Below are 1,314 nucleotides of genomic sequence, written 5' to 3' on the forward strand. Positions count from 1 at the left end.
ATGCCGAGCCCGGGGAAGCTCAGCAGGATCTCGGCGTCCGGGTGCTGAGGGAACGCTTCTTCCACCGCCTCGGCAAGCTGGTCGGCGGCGGTGCAGGCGGCATCCAGCTGGAGAAGGAGGGCGAGCGTCTGCTTGCCGAGTGCCTCTTCGACCAGCGGCGGTTGGTGGGCCCACTCGGCGCGGAAGACGTCGCGGACGCGGTCGGCCTCCGCCTTGATGCCGCGCTTGCGGCCTGCTCGTCGAAGAGCGGCCTGGAGCTGAGTGCGGGTCAGCCGCGCGGCCCGAGAGGGAGTCGGTGCGGCCTTGAGGAGTTCGCGGGCTTCGGGGCGGCACAGAGCGTTGGCCCAGGTGGCGAAGGCTTCCAGGGCAGCGGGATAGTACTCGCGCAGTAGGGAGCGGAGCTGGTTGGCGAGCTGCTGCCGGTTCCATAGAGAATCTTGCTGGGCGCGTGCCAGGACGGCGATCGCCCGGCCGAGGTCGCTGTGCTGCGGCAGCGGCCGATGGGCGTGCATGTCGGTGCGCAGGATGTTCGCGAGCACGAGTGCGTCGCCGGGGTCGGACTTCTTGCGCGAGACCGAGTGGCGGTCGCGGTAGCGGGCGGCGGCCAGTGGGTTGATCGCGAACACTTGCCGTTTCCCGGTCCGCAGCACGGCGACCAGCAGGCCGCGGGAGGTCTCGATCGCCACCGGTATCGGGTTCTCCTCGGCATCGCCGTACTCCGCGAGCAGCTCCAGCAGCAGTTTGTAGCCGGCCGCGTCGTCGGTGATGTGCCGCTTGGCCACCAACGCTCCGGCGTCGTCGACCAGGGCGACGTCGTGAGTGCGCTCTGCCCAGTCGATTCCACAGTAGATCAAGATTGTCCCTCCCCGATGTGCAGGTGTTTGCGCTGGTCACGAGCGCATGCGGGCCACGCGAGCGACCTAATCCCAGGCATCATCCGCCTTGCGGATGTGCCTCCACCTCACTAGCCGTTCGTGGCACCAGCGCACCCCACGGGCCTCGGTCTGCGCGGGAGCTCGGACGGCTCGGGCGTATCAAGAGGTCACCGTGCGGCAGGCTCGCACCACCAATACCAACGAGTGATCAAAGGTCGGTGTTGACGCTCGACGGCCCTGGACGTCGCCGCTCTGGCTGGAGGCATCAAGGCCCAGACCTGCACAGGCGTCCGTCCAGTGCCGACGAGCACCAGCGCCCGTCGACGGTGGTGGCGGCCCCGCTGCACCGCATGTCGCCGCTCTGCCTTGAGACGTTGCCCGTCAGGGCCTCTTGGGGCATCCAAACGGCGCCCACGCGACCGCCACCACCATGAGCACC

The 1,314-nt window shown here is 68.9% G+C and carries 1 protein-coding gene; it reads right to left on the reverse strand.

Annotation, left to right across the window (positions count from 1 at the left end; genetic code table 11):
- Window positions 1-854: IS110 family transposase (locus tag ABZT04_RS45945; protein ID WP_356066700.1), on the reverse strand; the 854-nt coding region annotated here is incomplete at its 3' end.
- Window positions 855-1,314: the final 460 nt, after the last annotated feature.

This window comes from Streptomyces sp. NPDC005492 (assembly GCF_040605995.1).
Classification (GTDB): Bacteria; Actinomycetota; Actinomycetes; order Streptomycetales; family Streptomycetaceae; genus Streptomyces.